Source organism: Periweissella beninensis (assembly GCF_016908275.1).
Taxonomy (GTDB): domain Bacteria; phylum Bacillota; class Bacilli; order Lactobacillales; family Lactobacillaceae; genus Periweissella; species Periweissella beninensis.
Map to the genome: position 1 here is coordinate 12,922 of NZ_JAFBDN010000006.1, position 20,807 is coordinate 33,728.

Sequence of the window (20,807 nt, forward strand, 5' to 3'; positions counted from 1 at the left end):
TGAATAGATGAAGATTAATAATATTAATTAAAGGGAAGTTACTTATGGATATAACTATTATAGTTGAAATTATTTCAATAATAGTCATCTTAAATGCTGTGGGGGCGATTATTACTGTATTTCATGAAAAAAGAGATATTGCAGCTATTTGGGCATGGCTAGTATTATTAATTGTTTTTCCAGTAATCGGATTTATGATATTTGCAATTTTTGGCCGAAAATTAACTAATAAGAAAATTTTTAATGTTAAAACCCAAATTCGATTAGGAATTGATACAATTGTCAGTAATCAAAAAGAGCGATTAAAACATGGTGATTTGCCGGTTGCTAATGAAATTACTAATAATGCTAAGGAAATGGTCAATATGTTTTTACGTACAGACAAAGCAGTTTTGACGCATAAAAATGATGTTCAGATTTATACTGATGGTAAGCAAAAATTTGCGGCTTTAATTAACGATATGCAAAAAGCACAACATCATATTAATGTTGAATACTTTTCAATTATGGACGATGAAATTGGTAATAAAATTGTTAGTGTGTTGGAAGAAAGAGCAGCAGCAGGAATTCATGTACGGGTTATATATGATCAATTTGGTTCACATGGTAAGAATAAAAAGTTATTTCAACGTCTTGTTGAATTAGGGGGCCAAGTTGAACCATTTTTAGCAAATCGTTTTCAGATTTTAACTTTTAGAGTTAATTTTAGAGATCATCGTAAAATGGTAATTATTGATGGAAATATTGGATATATCGGTGGCTTTAATGTCGGGGATCAATACTTGGGAAATTCTAAAAAATTTGGTTATTGGCGTGATACGCATTTAAAAATTCAAGGGGATGCAGTTTTAGCATTGCAGTCACGTTTTTTTATGGACTGGAATGCAACGCATAAAATTGGAACCGTTGAATTTAGCAAGGATTATTTTCCAAATCCAAATATTCAAGGAACCACTGCAATGCAAATTGTTTCATCTGGGCCAGACAGTGATTTAGAACAAATAAAACGAGGATATATGCAAATGATTGCCACGGCGCGCAAATCAATTTTGATTCAAACACCATACTTTATTCCTGACAGTGGTATGTTAGAGGTGTTGCAAAATGCAGCGTTAGCAGGTATAAAGGTACATTTAATGATTCCTAGTATGCCTGATCATCCATTTGTTTATCAAGCAACAAAATACTATGCGAAAGAATTACTAGCCCGGGGTGGTAAGGTTTCGACATATGATAATGGTTTTTTGCATGCTAAAATGATGGTTGTCGATGGTAAAATTGCTTCTGTTGGTTCTGCTAATTTAGATATTCGTTCATTTAAATTAAATTTTGAAGCAAATGCATTTATGTATGATAAAGAACTTGCACAAAAATTAGAACATATCTTCAAAGAAGATTTAAAACACTCATCTAGTTTGACATTAATGACATATGCTAAGCAGTCTTTATGGCAGACTATGAAACAAAAATTTAGTCGGCTACTTAGTCCGATATTATAAAAGAAAGAGGAAGAATTGTTGGATTACAGTTTACGGCCAGGAGTAAAATTACATATTATTCCAACTAATCAATTTAAAACAACCCAAATTGTCGTTAATTTAACAACGAAACATGAAAAAAAGAGTAGTACTTACCGGTCATTACTAGCAAATGTTTTAGAATTAGCATCGATGAAATATCCAGATCAAAATAAAATTGCCAAACAAATGGCGTATCTGTATGGTGCTAGATTTGGAACTGATTTGGAAAAGTACGGCCAAGTACACTGCTTTAGGTATATGTTGCGCTTACCTAATGAAAGATACATTGACGCTGATCAATCATTAGTAGTAGCAGGTTTTGACTTTTTAAAGGAAATTATTTTTAATCCATTAAAAAATGGAGACCAGTTTAATAAAGCACTGTTTATACGTGAAAAAAATAATATGATTGCTGATTTTAAAAGTATAAAAGAAGACCGCCAAACCCATGCAATGCAACAGTTAGTAGATTTGTATTTTAATAATGAACAAGCAACTCCCAGTTATGGACAATTAGATGAACTAAAAAAAATAACTAATCAATCATTAACAAGATATCATCAAAAAATGCTAGCAGAGGATCAAGTCGATATTTTTGTGCTAGGAAATGTTGACAAAGAAGTCATTATTGCTAAAGCATCTGAATTACCATTTATGGAAAGAACCGGTGAAAATTTAAAACTATTTTATCAACAAGCTTTGAAGGATGAAGTTTTGGTAAAAACGGAACAAGCCAATTTAACACAGGCTAAGTACAATCTAGCGTATCACTTTGATGTTAATCAACAAAGTGATGAAAAATATGCAGCAATTGTTTTTAATGCACTATTAGGTGCGACACCACTATCAAAATTATTTGTAAATGTCCGAGAAAAAGCCAGTTTGGCATATTATGCATCTAGTAACTATAGTCCAACAAATCAATTGCTAACGATTCAAACAGGAATTGATAATACTAACTTAGTAAAAGCTAAAAAAATTATTTTGCAACAAATTACTGATATTCAAGCTGGAAAGTTTAGTGATTTAGAGTTAAATAGTGTAAAAAAGTATTTAGTAAATACTTTTGAAGCCTCATTAGACTCACCACGTGCAATCTTAAATAAAGCAATTTTAAATGCATTATTAGGTAGAAATGCAAACCAATTAGAATGGATCAAAAAGGTTAAAGATGTAACAAAAATAGATGTAATTAATATTGCTAAAAAACTAAATTTACAAGCAACATTTTTATTAGCAGGAGAACCTGATGGAAAAAATTGAATATAAAAAATTGGAAGAAGTTCGGTATCAAGAAACACTAAGTAATGGGCTAGACATTAATTTGTTACCAAAAAACGACTTTCATAAAACATATGCAGTTTTAACAGTTGATTATGGGGCGACGGATTTAACTTTTAAGCAGAACGGAAAACTAAAAACACTACCAGCTGGCCTTGCCCATTTTTTGGAGCACAAGTTATTTGAAAAAGCTGATTATGATGCATTTGAGCTTTTTGGTAAGTATGGTGCAAGTGCAAATGCTTATACTAGCTATACAAAGACGAGCTATTTATTTTCAACAACTAGTAATTTTGATGAAAATTTAGAAATCTTACTAGATTTTGTACAAAAGCCATTTTTTGATAAAAAATCGGTTATTAAGGAACAAGGGATAATTGGGCAAGAAATTAAAATGTATCAGGATGAACCGCATTGGCAACTTTATACTGAATTACTTGGCACAATGTATCCTAAACAACCATTAGCACAAGATATTGCCGGAACGATTGATTCAATTACTAAAATTTCCGCAGAATTATTATACGAAAGTTATAACTATTTTTATCGACCAAATAATATGAATTTATTTATTGTCGGTAAATTTGATCCAACAGATGTGATAACAAAAATTAAAAATAATCAAAGTAACAAAGTGTTTGAAAATGCAAAAATTGTGCATCAACCTATGCAACCAACGAATGTTGAGAAACCACATAAACTATCTTTAGATGTAGAACGCCCAAAAGTAGCCTTTGGTATTAAGGGAATGGATCAACGACCACAAGGAGTGGAAGGATTAAAGTATAGTTTAGCTATTAGTATGGCTCTTGACTTGATATTTGGTGATACTGAGCCGCGGTACCTAAGGTTGTATAACGAAGGAATTATTGATGATAGTTTTAGCTTTGATTTTGAGTTACAACGTAATTATCATTTTGCTACGATTACAGTAGAAACAGACGAGCCACAAAGTTTTATTAATGAGATTCAGGTTGTTTTGAATAATGCTAATTTGGCATTACTTGCAAGTGAGTCAAGTTTTGAATTAATTAAAAGGGAAACAATTGGTGCGACAATTGGGATGCTAAATTCACTGGAAGGCATTGCTAATCAATACGATGGTGATTTATTTGATGGTGCAACATTGCTTGATGAACTAGCAATATTAGAAAATATATCTTTTGACGATATTAAAAGATATTTTAATAACTTTATTAGGGTTGCACAAATTACATATGTTTGTGCTGAAAATCAATAAGTTAAGAGAGTTTAAATCAATTTTTTTAAAGCGTGATAGCACTATGGAATATGATATACTGTAGAAAGTATTTGTAAATGATGATGGAGAAAATTTAATAATATGAGTGAACAACGTAATATTGAAATTGGCGAAAAGTTACGTGCTGCTCGTCAAGCTAAAGGTTTTACTTTAGACGACTTACAACAAAAAACGAAGATTCAAAAAAGATATTTAAATGCGATTGAAAATGGTGATTTTAAGCAGTTACCGGGTGATTTTTATGTGCGTGCTTTTACAAAACAATTTGCGATGGCCGTTGATATTAACCCGGATGAGCTATTAGCAAATGCTCCAGAAAAGGTTATTGAACCAACAACCGATTTAAGTAATTCTCGGACAGATGCAGACAATGTTACTCGGACAGGCATTGATAATGAAGTAACATCAACCGATAAATTACAAGCAATTGTACCTAAGGTCATTATTGGGATATTAGTAATAGTTGTGTTGGTGGTTGTTTGGTTTATTGCTCAGTCAGTATCACCAAATACAAGCAGTCAAAAAAGTGCCAATTCTTCAAATGTCTCAGTCTCAAGTAATAAAGTTACTAAAAAAGCCAAGGTAACAAAAAGCACTGCTACTAAAAAGAAAGAAAACCAATCCCCAAAAACTAAGACAGTTAAAACAACAATTGGAACAGGGACAACTAGTGGTACTACTACTAGTTTTACGGTAACTACCGCTAATAAAGCACGTAAGGTTAAAATTAGTTCAAAGTATCGTACATGGTTAACAGTTACAAACAATGCTGGTTCTACATTAGCTAGTGAAATGATGCAAGCAAATTCAACAAAAACAATAACTGTCGCTAAGGATGTAACTACACTAACTATTAGATCAGGGTATGCTTTAGGGACTACGATAACGATTAATAAGGTCGCTGCTAATATTCCAACAAGTACCTTAACAACACGTAATTATCAATTTAATTTTGAAAAGAGTGCTAAATAAGATGAATTTACCAAATAAATTAACTGTTTTTCGAATGTTATTGATTCCGATATTTATTATTTTATTAGTAATACCTACCTATTCAGCTGTTAATATAATGGGAGCAATAGTCCCAATAACTCATGTATTGGCTGCAATTGTTTTTATTATTGCATCTTTAACTGATTTACTTGATGGTAAAATTGCTCGTGCGCGTCATTTGGTTACTAATTTTGGCAAATTTGCGGATCCGTTAGCTGATAAATTATTAGTGATGACCGCCTTAATTTTTTTAGTACAATTTAACAAAGCACCAGCTTGGATAATTGCAATTATTGTCATTCGAGAATTAGCAATTACTGGATTACGATTATTAATCGTTGAAAATAATGGAAAAGTGTTGGCTGCTGCATATCCAGGCAAAATAAAAACCACCACGCAAATGATTGCAATCATTTTCTTTTATTTAAATGATGCTTTTTTTAGTCCGTTGCATGTACCATTTGCAACTATTATGTTGTGGATTGCCTTAATCTTCACGATATATTCAGGAATTGATTATTTTGTTCAAAACAGATCAGTATTTTCAGATGGTTTTAAATAAGTGATTGTATTAAAGAAAACAGTATAAAAGTTGCTCGTCGTTGAGGAATAGCTACTTTTATAGTAGGTGGTTATGATCAAAATAAGGTTTAAAAGATATACATAATAAAATTAGAAAGGGCTGGATTTTTTTAAATTCAGCCCTTTCTAATTTTATCAGCGCTATAATTAACTATTATCGGATCTTACTGTTATTTGTATATTAAATAAGCATCTTTTATCCCAATGACTAATGTTTTTTGCTAGAATAAAAAGAAGATACATACTAGTAAGTACGTATAATATATTTAGGGGGCATGAGCCATGCAAGCTGAAATCATCGCTGTAGGAACAGAGTTACTTTTGGGACAAATAATTGATACTAATAGTCCGAAAGTGGCACAAAAATTAGCAGAATTAGATATTAACGTATTTTATCAAACAACGGTTGGTGATAATGAACCCCGCCTAATTGATGCATTACAAATTGCTAGTGAAAGAGCCGATTTAATAATAACAATTGGTGGATTAGGACCAACTGTTGATGATTTAACTAAACAAACAGTTGCGAAATTTTTAAAACAAGAATTAGCTGCTGATGAACAAGCATTGAAAAAAATAATTGACTATCATGATACTACAAGTAAACCAATGTCAGAAAATAATAAATTACAAGCTTTGTACTTGGCAGCGGGGCAGTCTCTAAAAAATGATAATGGTTTTGCTGTTGGGTCCTTCTATAAAAATCCTAATGGACCTGATGTGTTACTTTTACCTGGACCACCATGGGAATTAGAACCAATGCTAACTAATTATACAGTGCCCGTATTACAAAAAGAATATAAAAACACTGGAATGTTGATATCAAGAGTTTTACGTTTTTTTGGAATTGGGGAATCTCGTTTAGCAACTAAACTAGCTGATTTAATCGATGAGCAATCTAATCCAACAATTGCCCCCTATGCTAAAAAGCATGAAGTAACTTTACGATTAACTGCGCAAGCTGATAATCGCGAAAGTGCAATTAAAATGTTGGATCTTGCTGAAGATAAAATAATGGAACGTGTTGGTATTTATTTTTATGGTTATGGTGATGATAATTCACTAGTAAAATGTTTAGCCAATTTACTAATTGGCCAGCAGTTAACAATATCAGCTGCTGAGAGTTTGACTGCTGGATTATTTCAAAGCACATTAGCGACGTTTCCTGGCATTTCAACGGTTTTTCCGGGAGGAGTTGTTACTTATAACCCAACTGCAAAAAATAAATTAGCTAAGGTACCTGTTGATGTTATCGATACATATGGTGTAGTTAGTCGGGAAACTGCCATTGAAATGGCAAAGGGAATTAAGGAGCGGCTAAGTACAAATATTGCAATTAGCTTTACTGGTGTGGCATCTGGTGAATTAGAGGGGCATAAGGCAGGCATGGTTTGGATCGGTTTAGCTTATGAAGATCAGCCAGTTGAGGCTTATTTATATCAATTTGGGCAAGATCGACAAAAAAATAGAGAAAGGGCTGTTTTAACTGGATTAGACTTGATTCGACGTAAAATTTTAAATCAAACAATTCCAGAACAAATATAAACAGAAACACATGTTCGTGTTTTTGTTGCATATTGGTAGTAAAAATAGTATGATTACTGATACAGAATTGTTCGGTTAAACCCTTAAGGAGGATTAGAATTGGCAGATGAACGGAAAGCAGCTTTAGATGCTGCACTTAAGAAAATTGAAAAAAACTTTGGTAAAGGTTCGATAATGCGTTTAGGGGAAAATGCACAAACGCAAGTTTCCACAGTTCCTTCTGGTTCTTTAAAATTAGATATTGCTTTAGGCGTGGGAGGCTATCCTAAGGGAAGAATTATTGAGGTCTATGGGCCAGAGTCTTCTGGTAAAACAACGCTAGCATTACATGCGGTAGCTGAAATTCAAAAGTTAGGTGGAACAGCTGCCTATATCGATGCTGAAAATGCCTTAGATTCAAAATATGCTGCAAATTTAGGTGTTAATATTGATGACCTATTGCTCTCGCAACCAGATACTGGTGAACAAGGTTTAGAAATTGCCGATGCTTTGGTTTCTTCTGGGGCAATTGATGTATTAGTGGTTGATTCTGTAGCTGCTTTAGTACCAAGAGCTGAAATTGAGGGTGATATGGGTGATTCGCACGTTGGATTGCAAGCGCGACTTATGTCACAAGCACTTCGTAAATTATCAGGATCTATCAATAAGACAGGAACAATTGCGATTTTTATTAACCAAATTCGTGAAAAGGTCGGGGTTATGTTTGGAAATCCCGAAACTACCCCCGGCGGACGAGCACTTAAATTCTATGCGACTGTTCGATTAGAAGTAAGACGTGCGACTCAAATTAAAGATGGTACTGATGTTATTGGAAATAACACGAAAATAAAAGTTGTTAAAAATAAAGTTGCGCCACCATTTAAGGTAGCTGAAGTTGATATTATGTATGGTGAAGGGGTTTCCCAAACGGGCGAATTAATTGACTTAGCGGTAGAACAAGAAATTGTCGATAAGTCAGGTTCTTGGTTTGCTTATAATGGTGAACGAATTGGCCAAGGTCGTGAAAATGTCAAAAAGTATCTTGATAGTGAAGAACATGCAGCAATGCGACAAGAAATATACGACCGTGTTAGAAATGCGTATGGGATTGGTGATGGCACAGATGAACCAAGTGCTACAACGATGAGTGAAAAAGAAGCGTCAGATGACGTAGAATAAGAATTAAATTAAAAACTGGATACTTGTCCAGTTTTTTTAATATCATTATTCTGGTAAAATGGGCATTAGCAGATAAAAAGATAATGAAACTAAATTAATTAACGAGGATTAAAAAATGACAATGATTGATGGACAAATGGTAGCAACACAAATTAAACAACAAATTGCTAAACAAGTGAATGAATTAGCTGAGTTAGGAGTAACACCAGGTTTAGCAGTAATTATGGTCGGAAACGATGCTGCGTCTGAAATTTATGTCAAAAATAAACAACAAGTAGCAACGGATTTAGGTATCGAAGCAAATACAATAAAAATGCCAGCTGATACTACTGAGTTAGCGATTATTAAAAAAATCCAAATCTTAAATGCAGACCCAGCTGTTGATGCAATTTTAGTACAATCACCAATGCCAACACATATTAATGAACAAAATATTCAAGCCGCAATTGATCCAAGTAAAGATGTTGATGGCTTTCATCCATATAATTTAGGACAGCTGGTAACGGATGCTAATGAATATTACCCAGTTGCTAATACACCAAGGGGAATTATGCGACTTTTGAAATGGTATGATGTCAAGACAACAGGTAAACTTGCACTCGTTATTGGCCGTTCAATTTTAGTCGGGAAACCAATGGCCGCTATGTTAACGAATGCTGACGCAACAGTAATTACTGCTAATAGCCAGACTAAAAACCTAGATGAATTAATAGCCATCGCAGATATTGTAGTGGTGGCCATGGGTAAAGCAAATGCGATTGACGCACAAAAAATGAAGGCAGGGGCAACTTTAATTGATGTTGGAATTAATCGTTTAGCAGACGGTACACTAGTTGGTGATGTTGCTAATAAAAATAATACTAATTTGGCTTTTGCAACACCAGTTCCTGGTGGTGTAGGGCCAATGACAATTGCGACATTAATGGAAACGACCGTTGAATTAGCACAACAACATGTGGCTCATGGAAATGACTAATGGTACAAGAAGACAGTTATTTGACAGTAACGGCACTAACTAAATATTTGAAAAGAAAATTTGATGTTGATCCTTATTTAGAACGGGTATATTTAACTGGTGAAATATCTAATTGGCGTAAACGGCCTAATCATCAATATTTTAGTTTAAAAGATAATGGTGCCAAAATTAGTGTGACGATGTTTAAAACGGCTTTTGCTAAAATTAAGTTTGAACCAGAAGAAGGAATGAAAGTTTTAGTAACTGGTAGAGTAAGTTTGTATGAACCGCAAGGGACATATCAAATCATAATTGATAGTATGCAACCTGATGGGGTTGGTGCATTGTACCAAGCATTTGAGCAATTGAAAAACAAATTAGCCAAAGAAGGATTATTTGATAGAGTAAAAAAGGCTATACCAAAGTATCCTAAACGAATAGCAGTAATTACTTCGGCAAGTGGTGCAGTAATTAGAGATATTATAACAACTAGTAAACGACGGTATCCATTGGTTGAAATTGTTTTATTTCCAGCCGTTGTACAAGGTAACCAAGCTGCTGTAAGCTTGGTAAAACGACTCCAACAAGTGAATAGTGGTGATTTTGATACGATCATTATCGGGCGTGGTGGGGGCTCAATTGAAGATTTATGGCCATTTAATGAAGAAAATGTGGTGCGTCAGATGGCAGCAATGGAGATACCAATTATTAGTTCAGTTGGTCATGAAACTGATATAACAATTGCTGATATGGTTGCTGATGTCCGAGCAGCCACGCCAACTGCCGCAGCAGAATTAGCGACCCCTAAGCTAGATGATTTGATGATTAAGATAGAGCAACTCAAAGATCATTTAATAACTAGTACACAAAATAAAATAGCGTTAGTACAAGCACAGCTAGCTAAACAATTGAATAGTTATGTGCTTACACAACCCAATCGCTTATATGAAGGTTATTTACAACGTGTTGATCAAGCGACTAATCGCTTAATTGAAAATCAACGTCAATTAATTAATAATAAACGGCATACGGTAAGTCTAGTAACACAACGGTTACCGTTACATCTTTATGAGGCAAAACTAGAACAAAAAACGCAAAAATTGCAGCAGTTAGAGGATATATTAAACAAAGCGATGCAACAATTGATACTTAAAAAACAACAAGAGCTGCAGACCTTAGCTAAGAATTTACAATTAGTGTCTCCTTTAGACGTTTTAACACGTGGTTATTCGATCACAAAAACTGAAAAGCATGTTATTAAATCAATTAATGATGTTTCCTTGAATCAAAACATTACAATTAAATTAGTAGATGGTACGATTGAGGCGAAAGTCATTGGTAAGAAGGATGGAGGAAGATAATGGAAGAACCGACATTTGAAGAAAATTTAGCACAACTTGAAGAAATTGTTAAACACTTAGAGAGTGGTAATGTACCTTTAGAAGAAGCGTTAGAGCAATTTAAAGTTGGCGTCGGATTGAGTAATAAATTACAAAAGACATTGCGTAATGCTGAAAATTCTTTAACAAAAATAATTGATGATAATAACCAAGAATTACCTTTTAAACCAGAGGAAGGTAAGTAATGGATAAAACAAAATATAATAGTTTTATTGAACAGTGGCAACCAATTATTGAGGAAAATTTAGTTTTAAATATTAATAACAGTGTTACTAATGCAGAATTACAAAAGATAATGATTTATGCCGCAACAGCTGGTGGAAAAAGACTAAGGCCTTTATTAACATTAGCGTTTTACCAAGCATTTGGTGGCACGATATCTGATGAAACTGTGAAAGTTGCTAATGCATTGGAGCTCATTCACACTTATTCATTGATTCATGATGATTTACCGGCAATGGATAATGATAATTACCGGCGAGGTAAATTAACTAGTCATAAAAAATTTGGCGAAGCTAATGCAATCCTAGCTGGTGATGCGTTCCTAACATTAGCTTTTAGTTGGTTAACTGAAAATGATCTAAAGCCAGAGTTAAAGGTGGCACTAATTAGCAAATTAGCGTTAGCAGCTGGAGCTAATGGGATGGTATCAGGTCAAATCTTAGACATGTTAGGTAATAATCAACAATATACTATAAGCCAATTAAAGTTGGTTCATAGAAAAAAAACAGGAGATTTAATCAGTTATGCGTGTATTGCAGGTGGTATTTTAGCCAATGTAGATGATATGACGATTGATCTTTTGACCAAATTTGGTTATGACTATGGCATTGCATTTCAAATTAAAGATGACTTATTAGATGATGGAGATCAAGTTGATACGATTAAGAATACTTATCCACATTTATTAGGGATGCAACAGGCACAAATTGAATTGAAAAACACAGTTAAGATAGCACGTAACTTATTAATAGATTTGAATAAACTTAATAAAAAATTTGATTTTCAATTAATTGAGGGCTTTCTAACATATTTTGAAAGGGATTAGAAAAATGGCTGAAAAAGAACGTGTTGACATATTACTGGTTCAACAAGGAGTTTTTCAAACACGCGAACAGGCAAAACGGGCTATCATGGCTGGTCAAATTTTAGGAATCAATGAAGAAAGATTAGATAAGCCAGGTGTTAAAATACCAGTGACAACTGAACTACATTTAAAGGGTAAGCCGATGCCCTATGTTTCAAGAGGTGGTTTTAAATTAGCAAAGGCGTTAGATGTTTTTGAGATTGATGTTAAGGATGCAATCGTTTTGGATATAGGCTCATCTACGGGTGGTTTTACAGATGTAGTCTTACAAAATGGGGCGAAACAGTCCTATGCTTTGGATGTAGGAACTAATCAATTAGCTTGGAAATTACGATCTGATGAACGTGTGATTGTTATGGAAAATACTAATTTTAGATATGCAAAATTAGCTGATTTTACGCAAGGGCGGCCTACTTTTGCAACGATAGATGTTTCATTTATTTCACTCCATTTAATTTTACCACCGTTACGTTCAATTCTTGCGGACAATGGTGAAGTCGTGGCTTTAATAAAACCGCAATTTGAAGCTGGTAGAGAAAATGTAGGTAAGCATGGAATCGTGAAAAATAGTGCTGTGCATCAGCAAGTTTTGCAAGATATTATAAAATTTTCAATAGATACAGGTTTTAGTGTTAAACATTTGAGTTTTTCACCGATAAAAGGTGGGGAAGGTAATATTGAGTTTTTGATCCACTTACAAGCAACAAGTGAAGCAACAGTTGCCCCTAGTGTTGATGTAGCCGGTGTTCAAGAATCAGCCTACCAACAGTTAAATCGAAAAGAAAATTAGTACACAGGGAGACAATGTAGTAATGAGAAAAGCAGAGCGACATGAATTAATTCGACGATTAGTCCGCAGTCAAACTTTTGAACGACAAGATCAGTTAGTAAGTGCGATTGAAGAAAAAGCTGGAAAAAAAATAACCCAAGCAACGATTAGTCGGGATTTAAAAGAGATGCATTTGGTAAAAGTACGACTTAAGGATGGTGGCTTTGCTTATCAATACTCATTGAATGATTTTTCTATTGATGAGACACGGTTATCAAGATTATTAAAAAGAAATATTGAATCACTTGCAATCCAAGATACTTTAGTAATGATAAAAGTGGTTCCAGGTACTGGTGAAGTAATTGGTAATTTACTTGAAGCAATGGAATTCGAAGAAGTTTTTGGTGTGTTAGTTAATGATGCTAAAATAATGCTGTTTATTAAAGATGATTTTAATGGGCAAGAGTTAGCAGTTAAGATTAGAGAGCTACTTTAATTAGCCTGTAAGGAGGGGGAATATGTTGCGAGAACTTGTAATTGATAATTTTGCAATTATTGCACATTTACAGTTAGCATTTAATGAAGGTATGTCCGTGTTATCTGGTGAAACAGGTGCTGGTAAATCAATTATTATTGATGCAGTAGGCTTGTTGGCTGGTGGGCGAGGTTCTCAAGAATTTATTCGTACAGGTAGTGACAAGGCGATTTTACAGGGCTTATTTGAAATTAATGCGGAAAATGCTGGCCTAATTTTTGATTTAAATGCATTAGGAATTAATTTTGAAGATTGGCAATTGATTATTCAACGGGAAATGCATCGTAATGGCCGCAATATTATTCGTGTTAATGGGACTTTGATTAATTTAGCAACATTAAAAAAAATTGGAAGTTGGTTAGTTGATATTCATGGTCAAAATGAGCACCAAGAATTAATGCAGACTGAAAAACATTTAGGTTTACTTGATGCATATGGCGGCTCAGGGATTGAGCAAAAGATCAAAGAGTATCAAATTATTTATGCGGAATATAGTGTAATAAAAAAGCAACTAGTGCAACAACAAAGTGGTGAACAACAATGGGCTCAACGACTAGACATGTTGCAATTTCAAGTTGAAGAATTGGAAAATGCTAATTTAGATGTTAATGAAGAAGAAGTGTTACTAGTTGAACGAGAGCGATTAAATAATTTTCAAAAAATTAGTGCTGCTTTAGCAACTGCTAATCAATGCTTGACTAGTAGTGATAATAGTGTGATTGATAACTTAGGGCGTGCTTTACAAGCACTACAGCTAGTAGAACATATTGATGCTAACTTAGGTGAATTAAGTACTAATTTAGGAAATATTTACTACACTTTACAAGATTTAGCTCAGGATGTTGAACGTGAAAGTGACTTATTGGAATATGATGAGCAACGCTTAAATGAAATAGAAGAACGTTTAAATTTAATACAACAGCTTAAACGTAAATACGGAACAACAGTACGAGAAATTTTGATATATTTTGAAAAAATTAAAGTTGAGTATCGAAAAATGCAAGCCAATACTAATTCTAGTGAAGATATTAGTCAAAAATTAGGAGCCCTACAAGACAAACTTAAATTAAAAGCGACTGAATTACATGTTTTAAGAAACAAAAATAGTGAAAAGCTAGTAATAGAAATTCATGAACAGTTAAAAGAATTATATATGGATAAAGCAATTTTTTCCGTTAAATTTAATGAAACTTCCCAATTTACAAAAAATGGAACTGACAATATTGAATTTTATATTCAAACAAATCCTGGGGAAAATGCTAAACCGCTAGCAAAGGTAGCGTCAGGCGGTGAATTGTCACGAATAATGTTGGCTTTAAAGACAATCTTTGCAAAAAATCAAGGGATAACATCTATTATTTTTGATGAAGTAGATACTGGCGTTTCCGGACGTGTTGCACAAGCAATTGCCGAAAAAATTGCCAAAATAGCTAGTTATTCGCAAGTATTGACGATCACTCATTTACCACAAGTGGCTGCTATCGCTGATAATCATTTTTTAATTGTCAAAAATGTAATTGATGGTCGGACGAAGACAAGGGTAAACCTATTATCAGCAAAGGATCGAATACATGAATTAGCACGGATGCTTAGTGGGACCACAATCACTGAACTTGCATTAGCTAATGCACAAGAAATGTTAAAATTATCAAGAGAAATTAAAGTAAAACTGTAGTAAATAATAATGTAGTGTAATTAATAAATAAATGTGGTAAAATTGATTTTATTGGTTGTAAAAAGTTAATTTAGGTTGACTTAATTACCAAAAAGCGTTATCATATTATTTGTTGAGAAAACAAAGTAGGAGCTCCCGCTTCTCGCCTCAGTAATAAAAGATTGCTAGGCTAGATATTTTAAAACCATGATGAATGATTTTATAAGCGGGTTTACGTGTTTTTAAAAGACGTAAACCTCTTTTGTTTTCACTAAAAATAAAATTTGGAGGACAAAACCATAGCACAAGCTCGACCACAACAAGATTTGGTAAATGACAAGATTCGCGCACGTGAGGTTCGTTTAATTACTGATGCTGGTGATCAAGGTGTAATTTCAACATCTAAAGCCTTAGAATTAGCAACTGAACAAGACTTGGACCTAGTATTAGTACAAGCTAATGCAAAGCCACCAGTAGCCAAAATTATGGATTATGGTAAGTTTAAGTTTGACGCTCAAAAACGTCAACGTGAAGCTCGCAAAAATCAAAAAATTGTTACTGTTAAAGAAGTTCGTCTTTCACCAGTTATTGATGAGAATGATTTTAATACCCGTTTAAGAGCAGCTAAGAAGTTCTTAGGTCAAGGTAATAAAGTTAAGGCATCAATTCGTTTTAAGGGACGTGCAATTACCCACAAAGAAATTGGACGTGCAGTCTTGGATCGTTTAGCTGAAGCCACTGAAGACATTGCTAAGGTGGAACAACGGGCTAAGATGGACGGTCGGAGCATGTTCTTGGTGCTTGCACCCAAAGATAACAAGTAGAGTTGCGTCTACTCTTTTAATTAAACAAGCTATTAAATTATTCGGAGGAAATTCTATTATGCCTAAGCAAAAGACACACCGCGCTTCAGCAAAGCGTTTTAAGAAAACTGCTAACGGTGGTTTGAAATCAGCAAACGCCTATACTTCACACCGTTTTCACGGTAAAACTAAGAAGCAACGTCGTCAACTTCGTGGTACTTCAATGATGAATCGCACTACTTTGAAGACTTACAACAAGCTTCTTTCAAACATTTAATAGAAAATTGCAGTAAGCAATATAACAAGACAAGTAATTATATCAAGATAGTATTTTAGGAGGAACTTCCCATGCGTGTTAAGGGTGGAACAGTGACGCGTGCTCGTCGCAAAAAAATGATTAAGTTGGCTAAGGGTTATCGTGGTCAACGTCACATCAACTTTAAGGTTGCTAAGCAATCAGTAATGCAATCATACTACTACGCATTCCGTGATCGTCGTAAGACTAAGAGTAACTTCCGTAAGTTATGGATTGCACGGATTAATGCTGCTGCACGTTTGAACGGTATGTCATACAGCAAGTTTATGCACGGTTTGGCACTTACTGGTTCAACATTGAATCGAAAGATGTTAGCAGATCTTGCAGTTAGTGATGAAGCATCATTTGCTAAGTTAGCTGATGCAGCTAAAAAAGCTATTGAAGCTAAGTAATTAAAAAGAGTTGCAGTTATTTTTAACTGCAACTCTTTTTAATTAACATGCTAAAATGGATAAGAACTTTGTCAAAAAAGAAACTTGAATTTATGCTATATTAAAGATAATAAAAAATTTTTAAAAGGAAAAAAGTATGTTAAATAAATTTAAACCAACTTGGATGGTTAATGTAATTTATAATGTCACACCTGAACAATTAAAAATTCAGGGAATTAAAGCAGTCTTAGCTGATTTAGATAACACTTTAATTGCTTGGAATAATCCTGAGGGTTCACCTGAACTAAAAAAATGGTTAGCAGATTTAAATGCTGCAGGGATTCCTTTATTAGTTGTTTCAAATAATTCACATGCTAGAATTGGTCGTGCAGTGGCGCCATTAAACGTGTCCTTTGTGTCTAGAGCATTTAAACCATTGACTCGAGGAATAGATAAAGCAGCTAAAAAATTAGCTGTAGACAAATCAGAGATTGTTATGATTGGAGATCAATTAATGACTGATATTTGGGCAGCAAATAATGCTGGAGTACGTAGTATTTTAGTCAAACCGCTTTTAGAAACAGATCAATGGAACACACGCGTTAATCGTTTTATTGAAAAACCTGTAAAAAAAGCAATGCTCAAGAATAACCCAAAATTAAAATGGATGGATAATATTAATGACTGATGATGAAATAAAAAAAGAATTACTAGATGGTATTTTTTGTGTTGGTTGTGGAGCCCAAATTCAAACTAATGCTAAAAATGAATTAGGATATACTCCGATGAGTGCCTTAAAAAAAGGCCTCGAAACGGATGAGGTTTATTGTCAACGTTGTTTTAGATTACGGCACTACAATGAAATTCAACCAGTTTCGTTAACTGATGATGATTTTAGGCGGTTATTAGGGCAAATTGCTGATACTAAAGCATTAATTGTATATGTTGTAGATATTTTTGATTTTACGGGTTCACTAATTCCCGGATTGCATCGATTTGTTGGTGATAACCCTGTACTTCTTGTTGGTAATAAGGCCGATGTTATGCCTAAGTCTTTAAAACGCACAAAGTTAACGAATTGGATGCGACAACAAGCAAATATTAATGGGATTCGGCCAATCGACGTGACACTTGTATCTGCCAAAAAAGGTCATTCAGTGGCTGACTTAATGAGCAAAATTGATAATTATCGTCAAAATCGGGATGTATATGTTGTTGGTGTGACTAATGTTGGCAAATCAACGCTAATTAATGCGATTATTAATTCGCAAACGGGCATTCATAATTTAATAACGACATCTCGCTTTCCAGGAACAACCTTGGATAAGATTGAAATACCGTTTAATGATGGGGCAAAATTAATTGACACGCCAGGAATTATCCATCAAGATCAAATGGCTCATTATTTAGGAGCTAAGGAATTAAAGTATGTTTCACCACAAAAAGAAGTGAAACCAATTGTTTATCAATTAAATGAACAACAAACACTATTTATGGGTGGATTAGCAAGATTTGATTTTATTCAAGGTGATAAAAGTTCATTTGTCTTATATTTTGAAAATAATCTAATGTTGCATCGAACAAAATTGGAAAAGGCAGATACTTTTTACCTTAAGCATGCAGGAACATTGTTAGTGCCACCAACAAGTGAAGCAATGGAGCAGTTTCCCGAACTACAAAGGCATGAATTTCGAACTAGAGAAAAGTCTGATGTGGTAATTAATGGTCTTGGATGGATAACTGTACCAGCTAATGTAACTATTGCTGGATGGGCACCTAAGGGTGTATCAGTGATAATTCGTACAGCAATGATTTAATTATGAGAAAATAGGAAGATGATATGACAACTTTACGTGGAAAACAAAAACGCTATTTAAGAGCACAAGCACATACTATGAATCCCATTTTTAGTGTTGGGAAAAATGGTTTATCAAAAGTATGGTTAAATCAATTGACAGATGCAATTGAAAAACGCGAGTTATTTAAAATCTCGTTACAACAGAATGCTGATGTTGATGTAGCAGAGGTAAAAGAATATATAGAAAATAATTCAGCACTTACAGTCGTTCAAACAATTGGGCACGTGTTGGTTATTTACAAACGTTCAGATAATCCGGAAAATCGTAAATTCTCACTAACAATTGATGAAATTTAACTAAGGTAATATGAGTTGAGGAAATTGGTAATGGAAAAGGTACAAGTATTAACGGCAACAACACGCGATTTAGAAGCTACGAATATTAAAAGAATTGGTATTATGGGCGGAACATTTAATCCTATTCATAATGGCCATTTAATTATTGCTGAGCAAGTAGCTAGTCAATTAGCTTTAGATCAAGTACTTTTTCTTCCTAACAATATTCCACCGCATGTTGATAAAAAAAAAGCTATTGAGGGTAACGTGCGTGCAGAAATGGTCAATTTGGCAATTGAAGATAATTCACATTTTAAATTAGAGACCATTGAGTTAGCAAAGGGTGGAGTAAGTTATTCATATAATACTGTTTTAGCGCTTAAAAAAAAGTATCCAGCAACGAGCTTTTACTTTATCATTGGGGCCGATGAGGTTGAATATTTACCAAAATGGTACCAAATTGATGAGTTGATAAAAGAAGTTATTTTTGTGGCTGTGCGACGTCATGGTTATCAAGGAAAAACAAAATACCAAGTCATTTGGGTTGATGCACCACTAATTGAAATATCATCAACTGACATTAGAAAACGTATTGAGCAACACACATCAATTAAATATCTTGTACCACAAAAAGTTGCCAACTTTATTGAAGACAGGAGATTATATCAAAATGATTGAAATTAACTATACTAATCATTATTTTAATTTAAGTCGCGAAAAATTATTAGAAGTATTAAAAAATAAGCTTTCTAATTTTAGATTCAATCATGTTTTACGTGTGGAGAAAAAAGCCTTAGAATTGGCTACTAGGTATCAATATGAAAATATAGAGCAGGTTTCGATTGCGGCGTTGGTGCATGATTACGCGAAAGAATTTGATGATGAGTTATTTATAAATAAGATTAAAGATAAAGCATTAGATCCTGATTTATTAAATTGGGGTAATATGATTTGGCATGGAGTTGTTGGCGCTGAATTTATACATGATGATCTAAAAATAACTGACGAAGATATTTTAAATGCCGTTAGACATCATACGGTTGGGGCAACATATATGACGTTATTAGATAAAATTATTTATATGGCTGATTATATTGAAGATGGTCGTGATTTCCCTGAAGTTGCTAAGGTTCGTGAAATTACTTTTAAAAATATCGATGAGGGTGTTGCTTGGCAAACACTACATACGATAGAATATCTATTGAATAAAAAAGTTCCAATTTATCCACAAACAATAAATACCTATAATGTATGGGTAGCTAAAAAATAAAATAGAAAATAGTTGGGATTTTGCGCTGCTGATTTAAGTATTCAAAATTACAATTAGGAGAAATAATAATGGATTCACAAAAAATGTTAGAAATTGCGGTAATGGCCGCTGATTCAAAAAGAGCTGAAGATATTGTTGCTTTAGATGTACAGTCAGTATCATTGCTGGCAGATTACTTTGTTATTATGCATGCTAGTTCAAAACGACAAGTAAAAGCGATTGTTGATGAAATTGAAGATAAGTTGAATGAAAATCAGATTTTTGTTAAACGTATTGAAGGTAAAGTCGAAGGAAGTTGGGTTTTAATGGACTTTGGTGATATTATTGTTCATATTTTTGATGAAGATAGTCGTGCCCATTATAATTTAGAAAAATTATGGGGTGATGCACCATACGTTGATTTAACAGATATTTTAGTTGAGGAATAAAGATGAGTAATTATCAAACATTTGCAAAATTATATGATGAGTTGTTTGATGAAACTATGTATGAACAATGGTATCAATATGTTAAACAAAACATCAAAAATACCAATGGGAAAATCTTAGAATTGGCTGGCGGTGCAGGGCGATTGGCTGTTTTATTAGCACAAGGAGGGTATGATATTTCGGTTTTTGATTTATCACCTGAGATGCTAACACTAGCAATGCAACATGCACAAGCAGCAAAAGTAAACCTCCCTTTAATTGAAGGCGATATGACGGAATGGTCAGATTTAACAGTTAAGTATCAGACGATTACTTGTTTTGCTGATTCATTAAACTATTTAAGAAATCAAGCGGATATTGAAGCAACATTTCAACAGGTATATGATCATCTAGTTGATAATGGCCAGTTTATGTTTGATGTCATTACACCTTATCAGGCCAATGAAGTTTATCCCGGCTATATGTATAATTGGCATGATGATGAAACGGCCTTTATGTGGACATCATATTTTGGTCCAACGGCTGATTCAGTTGAGCATGAATTAACTTTTTTTATTTATCAAGAAGATATTGACGGCTATCGCCAAATACAAGAGGTTCATTTAGAGCAAACCTATAATTTAGCAGTTTATAAAAAATTACTGGCAAAAATAGGCTTTAATGATATTAAGATAACTGCTGATTTTGGTAATGCAGATATCAATGAACAAACGACACGTTGGTTCTTTGATGTTACTAAATGATT

Annotated in this window: 24 protein-coding genes; all 24 read left to right on the forward strand. The window is 33.7% G+C overall.

Annotation, left to right across the window (positions count from 1 at the left end):
• Positions 1 to 44 precede the first annotated feature (44 nt).
• The 24 genes from cls to JOC59_RS03670 all read left to right on the forward strand — a co-directional run bounded on the left by cls (position 45) and on the right by JOC59_RS03670 (position 20,805).
• The gene (gene cls, locus JOC59_RS03555; protein WP_205143422.1) at positions 45 to 1,499 is read left to right on the forward strand and encodes a cardiolipin synthase; all 1,455 of its coding nucleotides are present in this window, start codon (positions 45 to 47) and stop codon (positions 1,497 to 1,499) included.
• An 18-nt stretch (positions 1,500 to 1,517) separates the two neighbouring features.
• Positions 1,518 to 2,783 (forward strand): EF-P 5-aminopentanol modification-associated protein YfmF, encoded by a 1,266-nt coding sequence (gene yfmF / locus JOC59_RS03560; protein WP_205143423.1) that lies wholly within the window; start codon positions 1,518 to 1,520, stop codon positions 2,781 to 2,783.
• Positions 2,770 to 4,041 (forward strand): EF-P 5-aminopentanol modification-associated protein YfmH, encoded by a 1,272-nt coding sequence (gene yfmH / locus JOC59_RS03565; RefSeq protein ID WP_205143424.1) that lies wholly within the window; start codon positions 2,770 to 2,772, stop codon positions 4,039 to 4,041. The genes yfmF and yfmH overlap by 14 nt, the downstream gene beginning before the upstream one ends.
• Before the next feature lie 102 nt (positions 4,042 to 4,143).
• A complete protein-coding gene (locus JOC59_RS03570; protein ID WP_205143425.1) occupies positions 4,144 to 5,034 on the forward strand; it encodes a helix-turn-helix domain-containing protein in 891 nt (296 codons plus the stop codon).
• Position 5,035: 1 nt separating this feature from the next.
• Complete coding sequence (pgsA, locus tag JOC59_RS03575; protein ID WP_205143426.1) at positions 5,036 to 5,617, forward strand: CDP-diacylglycerol--glycerol-3-phosphate 3-phosphatidyltransferase; 582 nt, start codon at positions 5,036 to 5,038, stop codon at positions 5,615 to 5,617.
• A 302-nt stretch (positions 5,618 to 5,919) separates the two neighbouring features.
• On the forward strand, positions 5,920 to 7,182 hold the full coding sequence (locus tag JOC59_RS03580) for a competence/damage-inducible protein A (protein ID WP_205143427.1): 1,263 nt from the start codon (positions 5,920 to 5,922) through the stop codon (positions 7,180 to 7,182).
• Positions 7,183 to 7,281: 99 nt separating this feature from the next.
• Positions 7,282 to 8,340, forward strand: coding sequence for a recombinase RecA (recA, locus tag JOC59_RS03585; RefSeq protein ID WP_205143428.1), 1,059 nt, complete (start codon positions 7,282 to 7,284; stop codon positions 8,338 to 8,340).
• 115 nt (positions 8,341 to 8,455) lie between these two features.
• Positions 8,456 to 9,316 (forward strand): bifunctional 5,10-methylenetetrahydrofolate dehydrogenase/5,10-methenyltetrahydrofolate cyclohydrolase, encoded by an 861-nt coding sequence (locus JOC59_RS03590; protein WP_205143429.1) that lies wholly within the window; start codon positions 8,456 to 8,458, stop codon positions 9,314 to 9,316.
• On the forward strand, positions 9,316 to 10,656 hold the full coding sequence (gene xseA / locus JOC59_RS03595) for an exodeoxyribonuclease VII large subunit (protein WP_205143430.1): 1,341 nt from the start codon (positions 9,316 to 9,318) through the stop codon (positions 10,654 to 10,656). Before JOC59_RS03590 ends, xseA begins: the two co-directional genes overlap by 1 nt.
• Entirely contained in the window at positions 10,656 to 10,880 is a 225-nt protein-coding gene (locus tag JOC59_RS03600; RefSeq protein ID WP_205143431.1) for an exodeoxyribonuclease VII small subunit, read from the forward strand. The genes xseA and JOC59_RS03600 overlap by 1 nt, the downstream gene beginning before the upstream one ends.
• Positions 10,880 to 11,743 (forward strand): polyprenyl synthetase family protein, encoded by an 864-nt coding sequence (locus JOC59_RS03605; RefSeq protein WP_205143432.1) that lies wholly within the window; start codon positions 10,880 to 10,882, stop codon positions 11,741 to 11,743. The genes JOC59_RS03600 and JOC59_RS03605 overlap by 1 nt, the downstream gene beginning before the upstream one ends.
• 4 nt (positions 11,744 to 11,747) lie before the next feature.
• Positions 11,748 to 12,572: a TlyA family RNA methyltransferase gene (locus JOC59_RS03610; RefSeq protein WP_205143433.1), complete on the forward strand. Its 825-nt coding sequence runs from the start codon at positions 11,748 to 11,750 to the stop codon at positions 12,570 to 12,572.
• 22 nt (positions 12,573 to 12,594) lie between these two features.
• Positions 12,595 to 13,047, forward strand: coding sequence for an arginine repressor (locus tag JOC59_RS03615; protein WP_205143434.1), 453 nt, complete (start codon positions 12,595 to 12,597; stop codon positions 13,045 to 13,047).
• A gap of 22 nt (positions 13,048 to 13,069) precedes the next feature.
• The gene (recN, locus tag JOC59_RS03620; RefSeq protein ID WP_205143435.1) at positions 13,070 to 14,761 is read left to right on the forward strand and encodes a DNA repair protein RecN; all 1,692 of its coding nucleotides are present in this window, start codon (positions 13,070 to 13,072) and stop codon (positions 14,759 to 14,761) included.
• A gap of 305 nt (positions 14,762 to 15,066) precedes the next feature.
• Positions 15,067 to 15,564: a translation initiation factor IF-3 gene (infC, locus tag JOC59_RS03625; RefSeq protein ID WP_205143503.1), complete on the forward strand. Its 498-nt coding sequence runs from the start codon at positions 15,067 to 15,069 to the stop codon at positions 15,562 to 15,564.
• A 58-nt stretch (positions 15,565 to 15,622) separates the two neighbouring features.
• Entirely contained in the window at positions 15,623 to 15,820 is a 198-nt protein-coding gene (rpmI, locus tag JOC59_RS03630; protein ID WP_205143436.1) for a 50S ribosomal protein L35, read from the forward strand.
• Between the two features lie 71 nt (positions 15,821 to 15,891).
• Complete coding sequence (gene rplT / locus JOC59_RS03635; protein ID WP_205143437.1) at positions 15,892 to 16,251, forward strand: 50S ribosomal protein L20; 360 nt, start codon at positions 15,892 to 15,894, stop codon at positions 16,249 to 16,251.
• 136 nt (positions 16,252 to 16,387) lie between these two features.
• Positions 16,388 to 16,918, forward strand: a complete 531-nt coding sequence (locus JOC59_RS03640; protein ID WP_205143438.1) for a YqeG family HAD IIIA-type phosphatase — start codon at positions 16,388 to 16,390, stop codon at positions 16,916 to 16,918.
• Entirely contained in the window at positions 16,911 to 18,047 is a 1,137-nt protein-coding gene (gene yqeH, locus JOC59_RS03645; protein WP_205143439.1) for a ribosome biogenesis GTPase YqeH, read from the forward strand. Before JOC59_RS03640 ends, yqeH begins: the two co-directional genes overlap by 8 nt.
• 23 nt (positions 18,048 to 18,070) lie before the next feature.
• Complete coding sequence (yhbY, locus tag JOC59_RS03650) at positions 18,071 to 18,385, forward strand: ribosome assembly RNA-binding protein YhbY (RefSeq protein WP_205143440.1); 315 nt, start codon at positions 18,071 to 18,073, stop codon at positions 18,383 to 18,385.
• Between the two features lie 30 nt (positions 18,386 to 18,415).
• Positions 18,416 to 19,042: a nicotinate-nucleotide adenylyltransferase gene (locus JOC59_RS03655; RefSeq protein WP_205143441.1), complete on the forward strand. Its 627-nt coding sequence runs from the start codon at positions 18,416 to 18,418 to the stop codon at positions 19,040 to 19,042.
• Positions 19,035 to 19,634, forward strand: coding sequence for a bis(5'-nucleosyl)-tetraphosphatase (symmetrical) YqeK (gene yqeK, locus JOC59_RS03660; RefSeq protein WP_205143442.1), 600 nt, complete (start codon positions 19,035 to 19,037; stop codon positions 19,632 to 19,634). Before JOC59_RS03655 ends, yqeK begins: the two co-directional genes overlap by 8 nt.
• Positions 19,635 to 19,702: 68 nt before the next feature.
• Positions 19,703 to 20,062, forward strand: coding sequence for a ribosome silencing factor (gene rsfS, locus JOC59_RS03665; protein WP_205143443.1), 360 nt, complete (start codon positions 19,703 to 19,705; stop codon positions 20,060 to 20,062).
• A gap of 2 nt (positions 20,063 to 20,064) precedes the next feature.
• Positions 20,065 to 20,805, forward strand: a complete 741-nt coding sequence (locus tag JOC59_RS03670) for a class I SAM-dependent DNA methyltransferase (RefSeq protein ID WP_205143444.1) — start codon at positions 20,065 to 20,067, stop codon at positions 20,803 to 20,805.
• The last annotated feature ends 2 nt before the right edge of the window (positions 20,806 to 20,807 follow it).